General features: G+C 66.1%; 9 protein-coding genes and 1 pseudogene. 7 read left to right on the forward strand and 3 right to left on the reverse strand.

Going from position 1 to position 9,877, the window contains the following annotated elements:
• Positions 1 to 1,301 (forward strand): histidine-type phosphatase (locus tag G3436_RS26075; RefSeq protein WP_163951151.1); only part of this gene is annotated, 1,301 nt, incomplete at its 5' end.
• Positions 1,302 to 1,335: 34 nt separating this feature from the next.
• Here G3436_RS26075 and G3436_RS26080 read toward each other — a convergent pair.
• Positions 1,336 to 1,521 carry a hypothetical protein gene (locus G3436_RS26080; protein ID WP_163951154.1) on the reverse strand — a complete coding sequence of 62 codons (186 nt, stop codon included), beginning with the start codon at positions 1,519 to 1,521 and terminating at the stop codon, positions 1,336 to 1,338.
• Between the two features lie 227 nt (positions 1,522 to 1,748).
• Positions 1,749 to 2,444 carry a tRNA (adenine(22)-N(1))-methyltransferase gene (locus G3436_RS26085; RefSeq protein WP_279538747.1) on the reverse strand — a complete coding sequence of 232 codons (696 nt, stop codon included), beginning with the start codon at positions 2,442 to 2,444 and terminating at the stop codon, positions 1,749 to 1,751.
• Between the two features lie 235 nt (positions 2,445 to 2,679).
• Here G3436_RS26085 and G3436_RS28125 point away from each other — a divergent pair, with 235 nt between their 5' ends.
• From G3436_RS28125 to G3436_RS26100, 4 genes are all read left to right on the forward strand, one after another.
• Positions 2,680 to 2,922 (forward strand): sigma factor, encoded by a 243-nt coding sequence (locus G3436_RS28125; RefSeq protein ID WP_243667337.1) that lies wholly within the window; start codon positions 2,680 to 2,682, stop codon positions 2,920 to 2,922.
• A complete protein-coding gene (locus G3436_RS28130; protein ID WP_243667338.1) occupies positions 2,888 to 3,193 on the forward strand; it encodes an RNA polymerase sigma factor in 306 nt (101 codons plus the stop codon). Before G3436_RS28125 ends, G3436_RS28130 begins: the two co-directional genes overlap by 35 nt.
• The gene (locus G3436_RS26095) at positions 3,190 to 4,101 is read left to right on the forward strand and encodes a FecR domain-containing protein (RefSeq protein WP_163951156.1); all 912 of its coding nucleotides are present in this window, start codon (positions 3,190 to 3,192) and stop codon (positions 4,099 to 4,101) included. Before G3436_RS28130 ends, G3436_RS26095 begins: the two co-directional genes overlap by 4 nt.
• Positions 4,102 to 4,318: 217 nt before the next feature.
• Positions 4,319 to 6,553 (forward strand): TonB-dependent siderophore receptor, encoded by a 2,235-nt coding sequence (locus G3436_RS26100; RefSeq protein ID WP_338001328.1) that lies wholly within the window; start codon positions 4,319 to 4,321, stop codon positions 6,551 to 6,553.
• 29 nt (positions 6,554 to 6,582) lie between these two features.
• Here G3436_RS26100 and G3436_RS26105 read toward each other — a convergent pair whose 3' ends face one another.
• Positions 6,583 to 7,173, reverse strand: a complete 591-nt coding sequence (locus tag G3436_RS26105; protein WP_163951158.1) for a hypothetical protein — start codon at positions 7,171 to 7,173, stop codon at positions 6,583 to 6,585.
• A 577-nt stretch (positions 7,174 to 7,750) separates the two neighbouring features.
• On the opposite strand from G3436_RS26105, the pseudogene G3436_RS28405 reads away from it, so the two are divergent.
• Both G3436_RS28405 and katG read left to right on the forward strand, forming a co-directional pair.
• Positions 7,751 to 7,975, forward strand: a pseudogene (locus G3436_RS28405) (peroxidase family protein); the annotation flags it as partial.
• Positions 7,976 to 8,138: 163 nt separating this feature from the next.
• On the forward strand, positions 8,139 to 9,758 hold the full coding sequence (katG, locus tag G3436_RS26110; RefSeq protein ID WP_279538748.1) for a catalase/peroxidase HPI: 1,620 nt from the start codon (positions 8,139 to 8,141) through the stop codon (positions 9,756 to 9,758).
• Positions 9,759 to 9,877 lie beyond the last annotated feature (119 nt).

Genomic DNA, 9,877 nt, shown 5'->3' on the forward strand with positions numbered 1-9,877 from the left:
CTGTACTCAAGACCCTGGCCGGGGCCTGCCTGGCCCTGAGCGTGTTGTGTGATACGGCGTCGGCACAGCCGGCAGAAACCGCCGCGAGCCGCTATGTGCTGGAAAAGGCCATCCAGGTCAGCCGGCATGGCGTGCGCCCGCCCACCGACGTGCAGAAGATGCACGACGCCACGGGCCGCGCATGGCCGCGCTGGCTGGTGGCGGATGGTCACCTGACCGGCCATGGCTACCTGGCCGCCAGCCTGATGGGCGCCTGGCAGGCGCAGCACTACCGGCAGGCCGGCCTGCTCGCGCCGGGTTGCCCCATGGCGGGCGATTACTATGTGCTGCCAAGCCCCAAGCAACGCACCCGAGCCACCGCAGCCGCCTTGCTCGATGGCATGTTCCCCGGCTGCGGGGCGCAGGCCAGCGAGCCGCATACCCCGCTCGACGCGCTGTTCCAGACCGACCAGATGGCATTTGCCCGGCTTGATCCGGCCCAGGCCATTGCCGGTGTGACGAAGGCCATGGGTGGTAGCGCCGAGCAGCTCAGGCAGCGCTTGCAGCCCCAGATGCAGGCGCTGAAGGCCGCGGTGTGCGTGGACGGTGCAGGCTGCCCGTTCTACGAGCAGCCCTGGGTACTCAGGCAGGGCGACGACGGGCGGCTGTCTGTCAGCGGCCTGGAGCTCGCCTCGTCGATCGGCGAAAGCATCCGCCTGGCCTACAGCGAAGGCAAGCCGTTGCGCGAGGTCGCCTTTGGCAATGCCGCCGACGCCCAGGCGGTCAGCGCACTGGCCGGCCTGCACCGCGCAAAATACCAATACATCAACGACACGCCGTACATCGCCCGGCGCGGCGGCTCGCAGTTGATGACGCAGATCGTGCTCGCGTTGGAGCAGGGCACAGCGCTAGCGGTGCATGGCGCCCAAGGCAACCCGCCGCAGGTGGCCTTGATGGTGCTGGTCGCGCATGACACCAACCTTGCCCAGTTGCGCTCGATGCTGGGGTTTCACTGGCAACTGGGTGAGTACCAGCCCGACAATATCCCGCCCGGCAGCGCCTTGATGTTCGAACGTTATCGAGACAGCGTGACCGGTGAGCGCTTCGTGCGTACCCGTTTCGTGGCCCAGAGCCTCGACCAGATTCGCGCACTGACACCGCTGCAGGGAACGGTTCAGCCATTGCAGGCACAGTTCGATGCGGGCGCTTGCAACGACACCGCAGTCGGCCGGCTGTGTGCGTTGCAGGCGTTCACGCAGCGGCTGAGGGCGGCTATCGATGCGAGCGCGGTGGCGGTGTACGAGTATCGCCAAGGCCGCTGATCAGGCATCGATTGCGGATGCACGCGCGTTGGTCTCAGAACCGGGCGTTTTCCTTGATGGCCGAGCACAGGAAGCGCACGGCGATACGGTCCTGTTCGGACAGGGTGCGGTAATGCTCGATGAGGTGGGCTTCGTCACGACTGAGCCGATGCGGGATCATCGCGCTGCCCAGTGCTGCCAGGTTCGAAAGTGCGCGCACGAACGTGGATGGAAATGCCATGAACAGAACTCCCTGTTGTGCGCAGCACAGGGTTGCTGCCCGATGGGCCGTGCGCTTGCATCAAGCTCGGCAAGCGGCGGCCCCACGAGGGAGGTGAACCCGGTAGCGCGTTTGGTGTGGTGGCTCAATAGACTATGGCATTTGGATGGCCACTGACAACGGCGCCCCGTGGCGCGGCAATCGGTTGATAGCTCGGTATGATCAGCCGTGATAGCAGCGGCGCGGGTTCATGCCAGCAGTTCGCTGATCCAGCGGACCTGGCGCTCGAGGTCCTGCACCTTCTGTTCGCTCACAGCCTGTCGCGCCCGGGCAAAGTGGCCGAGGGTCTTCTGCTTCTGGCGCAGCCTGTGCTGCCACTTGAGCAGGAACGCCGGGCTGCGTGTATGCATCTGCAGCGGACCGAAATACAGCTCCCGGGCGCTGTAGCTCACCGGTTCGGCGCGTTCGGCGACGATGATTTCGTAATCGAAGCGGTTTTCGCGCAGCACTTCCTCGTGAAGGATGCGGTAGCCGTTGACCATCAGCCATTGGCGCAGCGGTTGCTCGCCGCCGTTGGGTTGCAGGACCAGGCGTTCCTGGCCGCCGAGCTGTGCCTTGCCGCATTCGAGAATGTCGCGGATGGTTTCGCCGCCCATGCCGCAGATACTGATCGCGGTGATCGCATCCGTCGCCCGGATCGCGGCCAGGCCACTGGCCAGGCGTACGCTGATCTGCTGTTCCAGGGCGTTTTCGCGCACGCTGCGTTGGGCTGAGCGGTAGGGGGTCAGTGCCACCTCGCCGGCCACTGCCGCCGAGATGGCGCCGCGGCGCATCAGTGCCACCGGCAGGTAAGCGTGATCCGAGCCGATGTCGGCCAGGCGTGCACCCGCCGGTACCTGCGCGGCGACGCGCTCCAGGCGCATGGACAATGTGTGTTGGTTCAATTGCAGCCCCTTTCGCCACCGATATCCGGCACCTTTGGCCGCAACGGGGCGCGACTCTATAGCGCAATGCGGTGTATTTCAAATCCGCACGGTTGGCGAACGGGCGCGAGTGGGATTGGCTGCTGGCCGCCAGCAACAGGTAGCAACTGCAAACGTCTCTCATTTACAGGCTTTACACAAGGCACTACACTCTGGCGCCTTGTGCTTCGAGCAACCTCGCGGGAAGGCCTGCTGGATGGAATGGAACGGTATCAACCTGCGCTGGGCCTACACCGACCTGCTGATGAGCCTGGGCCGCAAGACCCAGTGCCTGCAGCGCGCCCACGATGTGCTGCACGACGCGTTCATCCGGTTCATCCTGGCCAGCCAGCGTGCCCCCATCGCGCAACCCAACGCGTACCTGCGCCGGGTCGCGCACTCGGTGCTGATCGATCACTATCGCGATGCGTCGCGTTTTTTTTGCGCTGCCCGAAGGTGACCTCGAACCCTGGATGGATACCCGCGAAGGCGCCGAGTTCGCACCCTCGGCCGAGCACCTGGCCGACCTGCAGCAACGCCTCGAAGCCATCCAGCGGATTCTTGAGCATCTGCCCGCACGTTGCCGCGAGGTGTTCTGGCTGACCCGCATCGAAGGCCATCGTCAGGTCGAAGTGGCGCGCATGCTGGGCATCAACGTGTCGATGGTGGAGCGCCATCTGGTGCGGGCGCTGCTGGACTTGCGCGACGCACGCGAGCAGTTCGCCTCGTGAGTTCGCCCCGGCACCAGGCCGCCCACTGGTTCACGCGCCTGCTCGACCTGCCGCCAGACCACCCCGACCGCCAGGCGTTCAGCCAATGGCTGGCGGCCGACCCGCGCAACCCCGCCGAGTACCAGGCGTTCAGCGAGTTGTGGGGCAGTTTCTCCAGCACCGCCCACACCCAGTCGCTGGCCAGCGCCATGGAGCAGGTCAGCCGTCGGCGCTTCGTGCGCAACGGTGCATTGGGCGGATTGCTGCTGGCCATGATGGCTGGCGGCGTGTTGTCGGGCCGTGGGCAGGGTGAGCAGATCCTGATGACCCGCACCGGCGAAACGCGCCGGGTGACGCTGGACGATGGCAGCCAGATTGTGCTGGACGCCGATACCCATCTGCACGTGCTGCTCGGCGCGTCCAACCGGCAGGTGTACCTGCTGCGCGGGCGCGCCATGTTCAGCGTGCGGCACGCGCCCACGCGGCCATTCACCGTTGATGCCGGCGCGGCGCAGGTGCGTGTGCTGGGCACCCGCTTCGTGGTCGAACGGCTGGCGCCGCAGGTGCAGGTGAGTGTGGCCGAAGGCCGTGTCTCGTTCGCCAGCCAGGGTGCCAGCATGCTGCTCACCAGCGACCAGGTGGGCGAACTTGACGGGGCGGGGCATTTGCACCGCCTGCAACGCTCTGCAGCCAGCGCCTTCAGCTTCGTCGAGGGGCGGCTGAGCTTCGAGGGCGCCACGCTGGGCGAGATCGCTGCAGCGCTGTCGCGCTACCGCCGCGTGCCGCTCCAGGCCGTGCAGCCGCAGGCGCACGCGATCACCGCCGTGGTGCAGATCGCCGACCTCGAACACTTCGTCACGCTGCTGCCGCAACTGGCACCGGTAAGCCTGCAGACCCAGGACGGCGTGACACTGCTGGTGCCTCGATAGTTTTTTTGCGCGGGCAGGTAGGGGTTTTGCAACGCTGCCACGTCAATGGTTATCCCCAGTCCCTGACGAGCTGTTCCATGAAGTTCACCCGCCTCAAAAGCCTGGTCGCCTCCGGCACCCTCGCCCTGTCCCTGCACGCGCTGCCGCGCCCGTAGACCTCGACCTGCCGCGCCAGCCGCTGGCCGCCTCGCTCAAGCAACTGGCAAGCCTTGCCGGGGTGACCCTGGCGGTCGACGACAACCTGGTGACGGGGCACACCGCGCCCGCGCTCAAGGGCCGCTACGCGTTCAGCTCGGCGCTGGAGCAGATGCTCCAAGGTTCAGGCCTGAGCATGCGCCTGGAAGGCGGGGTGTGGCTGATCGTGCGGGCGCCGGCCACCGACGCCCTGGAACTCTCGGCCACCAGCATCAACGCTGTGGTCAGCGCCCAGCCCACCGAAGGCACGGGCTCTTACACTGCGCGGGCAGTGACGCTCGGCAAAGGCGTCGCCTCGCTGCGGCAAACGCCGCAGTCGGTCAGCGTGGTCACCCGCCAGCAGATGGACGACCGCAACCTCACCTCGCTGGACCAGGTGTTGTACCAGGCGCCGGGCATCACCTTGCAGACCCGCAACTTCGGTGACCACCAGTTCAACGCCCGCGGTTTCGAACTGGGCGCCGACGCCTACCTGGTGGACGGCATGCCGGGTGTGATCCACAGCCCCACTGGCTGGATGACCCCCGACACGGCGGTGTACGACCGCGTCGAGATCCTGCGTGGCGCCGCCGGGCTGCTGGTGGGCAATGGCAACCCGGGCGGTGCGATCAACCTGGTGCGCAAGCGCCCGACCGCGCTGCCCCAGTATTCAGTCACCAGCCGCGCCGGCTCCGACGACTACTACCGCATGGACCTGGACGCCAGCGGCGCGCTCAACGATGCCCGCACCCTGCGCGGCCGCGCGCTGGTGGCCTATGAAGATCGCCAGTACTTCTATGACCAGGCCAGCAGCCGCATGCCGCTGTTCTATGGCATCGCCGAAGCCGACCTGAATGACCGCACGCTGCTGACCGTGGGCCTGCGCCACCAGCGCAGCGTGACCAACGGCTATGCCATCTTCGGCTTGCCGCGCTACAGCACTGGCAAGGCGCTGGACGCGTCGCGTTCCACCTCGCTGGCGCAGGACTGGAACCGGCACGAAAGCGACCAGACCGAAGTGTTCGCCGAACTCGAATACCAGCTCAACGACGACTGGAAGAGCAAGACCTCGCTGACCCGCTCCGAAGGCGGTTTTGACCAGCGCGTCGCCTTGCCACGCGGTGCCATCAACCCGCAGACGCAACGAGGCTCGGTGCTGTACAGCAACCTGTTTCGTCGTGACGAGGTGGTCGACACGGGCATCGACACCAACCTGTCCGGCACCTTCCAGGCCTTTGGCCTGGAGCACTCGCTGATGGTCGGTGGCAACTGGTCGGATGAAGACCTGCACAGCAAGAACGCCAACCTGGCCAACGGCACGCCCATTGATGTGTTCAACCCCGATCACCACGCTTCGGCCAAGCCTGTGCGCACCGGCTGGGATACCATCGACGACAGCACTGCGCGGCGCTATGGCCTTTACACCAATGCCCGCATTCGCCTCAGCGAGCCCCTGAGCCTGGTGCTGGGCGGGCGCCTGAGCTGGTACGAGTACCAGACGCGGGAGCAGTTCAGCGGTGACAAGGCCGCCAACCGCCAGGACCACCAGTTCACCCCGTTTGTCGGTGTGATCTACGACTTCAGCGAGCAATGGTCGTGGTACGCCAGCTACGCCGATATCTTCCAGCCGCAGAGCCAGTACCGTACCGCCAGCGGCACGCTGCTGGACCCGGCGGTCGGCACCCACCACGAGACCGGCCTCAAAGGCGAACTGTACGACGGTCGCCTGAACCTCTCGGCAGCGGTGTTCTACATCAAGCAGAACGATGTGGCTGTCGAAGATCCGGACCAGAACGCCTTCTGCCCGAGCAACGTGGGCGGTGTGTGCTACCTCGGCAACCAGGTCAAGCGCAGCAAAGGCTATGAGCTGCAAGCCAGCGGCGAGCTGCTGCCAGGCTGGCAGGTGTCGGCCGGCTACACCTTCAACATCACCCGCAATGCCACGGGCGGCCCGACCGACTACCAGACGCCGCGCCACCTGCTGCGTGCCTCGACCACCTACAACCTGCCCGGCGACTGGCACCGCCTGACGCTCGGCGGCGGGGTATCGGCGCAGAGCGGTTACACCACCGACGATTTCGGCCCCGAGGTCGGCAACCCCGGTCGCGCTGTGTACGATGCCCTGGCCAGTTGGAAGATCGACAACCACTGGAAGGTCGGCGTCGACGTCAAGAACGTCTTCGACAAGGACTACTACAAGTCGGTGGGCGAGTTGCGTCGTGGCAGCTACTACGGCGACCCGCGCAGCTACATGCTGACGCTGCGCGGCGACTTCTGATCTGCGTGCTGCGAGGGGGCGGCGGGGTCTCAACGGTCCAGTGAGTGCAAGTCGCCGCTGCGTCGCAGGGACGGCTCGCCGGTCACGGCACTCAGCAGTGCGCACACCGCTTCGCCGTCGACTGTCCCGCGTGCTTGCAGCAGGTCTGCCACGGCCGTGACGGCAGCCCAGTAGCGGCGCAGCAGGGTGCGTGAGCGCGCGATGGCCAGGGGCTCGGCATCCAGCAGCTTGTGCGCCGGCAGCAGGCGGATCAGCTCATGTCCGCGGCAGCGGTCGCCGCGGCCACTGCCGCCGAGTACGCGGTCGGGCGGCACGCCCTGGTACATCGCCTCGGCCACGGGCCCGGCCAGACAATGCAGCAGGTCGCGCTCGATGGGTTCGACCAGCGAAGGCAGGTATTCGGCAATGCGCGGGGCGGCGAAGGCGGGCTGCACGATCAGGTAGTCGGCTTCCACCAGCCCCTGGGCGGCGTGCGGGTTGCCCTTGAGGTCGATCAGCGGGCCGCTGCTGGCCTGGGCGTGGGTGAGTACGGTCACGCGGGTGATCGGCTGGCCATTCCACCACACGGCCAGGGCATGGCCGGCTTCGTGGATGGCGGTGCAACGCGGGCGTTTGTCCATCGGCGGACCTCCCGTGCAGGGGGGGCTCGCGCCAGGCCTGGTGCATCGGCGGGAAGGCCCGCGAGCCATGGTCTACCTTCCCCCCGCATACGGGTTTCGTATAAGAGATTATGGCTATCACCTACCAATACTGCGGCTATTTGCCGTAGCCGGAGGTGGGGGCTAGCCTTAATTCGGTGCTGGCAAACGCTGGCAGTCAGTCCGCCTGATGAAGAGACAAGCACGCGTTGTGCCGGGCCTGCCGTGGGTCACCTGTTGGAGGGGGCCGAGGGAGCCGCCTGGCGACATGAACCCGACCAAAGGTAGCGCTCCCATGGCAACTGAATCGAAATGCCCGTTCAATCACGCCGCTGGCGGTGGCACGACGAACCGTGACTGGTGGCCGAACCAGTTGAACCTGAAGATCCTCCACCAGCATTCGTCGTTGTCTGATCCGCTGGATCAGGGTTTCGACTACGCCCAGGCGTTCAAGCGCCTCGATTTCCAGGCCCTCAAGCAAGACCTGCACGCGCTGATGACCGACTCGCAGGACTGGTGGCCCGCCGACTTCGGCCATTATGGCCCGCTGTTCATCCGCATGGCCTGGCACAGCGCCGGCACCTACCGCACCGGTGACGGACGTGGCGGGGCGGGCTCCGGCCAGCAGCGCTTCGCGCCGCTCAACAGCTGGCCCGACAACGTCAGCCTGGACAAGGCGCGCCGCTTGCTGTGGCCGATCAAGCAGAAGTATGGCCAGTCGATTTCGTGGGCCGACCTGATCGTGCTCACCGGCAACGTCGCGTTGGAGTCGATGGGCTTCAAGACCTTTGGTTTCTCGGGTGGTCGCCCCGATGTGTGGGAGCCGGACGAGGATGTCTACTGGGGCGCGGAGAACAAGTGGCTGGGCGGTGACTCGCGCTACGGCAAGGACCCCGAGGCCATGCAGCCACCGGGCGAAGGCACGCTGGTGGCCGAGCCTGAGCAGCATGGTAACGAGCAGAGCCGTACCGACCAGGGGCGCAACCTGGAAACCCCCCCTGGCGGCGGTGCAGATGGGCCTGATCTACGTGAACCCCGAAGGCCCGGAAGGCAACCCGGACCCGCTCGCGGCGGCAAAGGACATTCGCGAGACCTTTGCGCGCATGGCCATGAACGACGAGGAGACGGTGGCGTTGATTGCCGGCGGGCATGCCTTTGGCAAGACCCACGGCGCCGGCCCGGCCGACAATGTCGGTGCCGAGCCGGAAGCGGCGGGGCTGGAAGAGCAGGGGCTGGGCTGGAAGAACAGCTTTGGCAGCGGCAAGGGCGCCGACACCATCACCAGTGGCCTGGAAGTCACCTGGACCACGACCCCCACGCGCTGGAGCAACAACTACCTGGAAAACCTGTTCGGCTTCGAGTGGGAACTGAGCAAAAGCCCGGCTGGGGCCAACCAGTGGACGCCGAAGGACGGTGCGGGGGCAGGTATCATCCCGGATGCGCACGACCCGTCGAGGCGGCGCAACCCGACCATGCTCACCACCGACCTGTCGCTGCGCTTCGACCCGATCTACGAGAAGATCTCGCGGCGCTTCCTGGCCAACCCCGACGAATTGAGCGATGCCTTCGCGCGCGCCTGGTACAAGCTGATTCACCGCGACATGGGCCCGCTCTCGCGCTACCTGGGGCCGGAACTGCCGGACGAGGAACTGCTGTGGCAAGACCCCCTACCTGCTGTCGACCATGCGCTGGTTGATGACAGCGATGTGGCTGCGCTCAAGGCCAAGGTGCTGGCGTCGGGCTTGTCGGTGGCACAGCTGGTGTCGACTGCCTGGGCGGCGGCCTCGACCTTTCGGGGCTCGGACAAACGCGGCGGGGCCAATGGTGGCCGCTTGCGCCTGGCCCCGCAGACGTTCTGGCAGGTCAATCAGCCGGACCAGCTGGCGACCGTGCTGAGTACTCTTGAAGGTGTGCAGCGCGACTTCAATGCGGCGCAGGCCGGTGGCAAGAAAATCTCGTTGGCGGACCTGATCGTGTTGGCGGGGAGTGCGGGTGTGGAGCAGGCGGCGAAAAACGCCGGGCATAGCGTGACCGTGCCGTTTACGCCGGGGCGTACGGATGCGAGCCAGGCGCAGACCGACGTGGAGTCGTTCGGTTTTCTGGAGCCGATAGCCGATGGGTTCCGCAACTACCTGAAGGGCCGCTACCGTGTGTCGCCGGAGGCGCTGTTGATCGACAAGGCGCAGTTGCTGACCTTGACCGCACCGCAGATGACCGTGCTGGTGGGGGGCTTGCGGGTGTTGGGTGCCAACACGGGTGGTGTTACCCATGGCGTGTTCACGCAGCGGCCGCAGGTGTTGACCAATGACTTCTTTGCCAACTTGCTCGACATGGGTGTGGAGTGGAAGCCGGTGTCCGAGGCCAACGACGTGTTCGAGGGTCGTGATCGCACCACGGGCGCGGTGAAATGGACGGGCACCCGGGTTGATCTGGTGTTTGGTTCGAATGCGCAGTTGCGTGCGTTGGCCGAGGTGTATGCCAGTGCGGATGCGCAGGAGCGGTTCGTGCGTGACTTTGTGGCGGCGTGGACCAAGGTGATGAACCTGGACCGGTTTGATCTGAGGTAGGTGATGCTGCGGGTGTGGGCGGCATGTGCGCCGCCCCACAGATCCAAGGCCGGACCAACAAGGCTGACAACGGAGATCCTGCAGGCCATGGTACGTTGCAGCAAATGTGGGAGCTGCGG

The organism is Pseudomonas brassicae (assembly GCF_010671725.1).
Lineage (GTDB): Bacteria > Pseudomonadota > Gammaproteobacteria > Pseudomonadales > Pseudomonadaceae > Aquipseudomonas > Aquipseudomonas brassicae.

Coding starts and splice junctions, on each gene's coding strand:
- G3436_RS26080 (WP_163951154.1), bottom strand. CDS start 1,521: ATGGCATTTCCATCCACGTTCGTGCGCGCACTTTCGAACCTGGCAGCA.
- G3436_RS28125 (WP_243667337.1), top strand. CDS start 2,680: ATGGAATGGAACGGTATCAACCTGCGCTGGGCCTACACCGACCTGCTG.
- G3436_RS28130 (WP_243667338.1), top strand. CDS start 2,888: ATGCGTCGCGTTTTTTTTGCGCTGCCCGAAGGTGACCTCGAACCCTGG.
- G3436_RS26105 (WP_163951158.1), bottom strand. CDS start 7,173: ATGGACAAACGCCCGCGTTGCACCGCCATCCACGAAGCCGGCCATGCC.
- katG (WP_279538748.1), top strand. CDS start 8,139: ATGGTAACGAGCAGAGCCGTACCGACCAGGGGCGCAACCTGGAAACCC.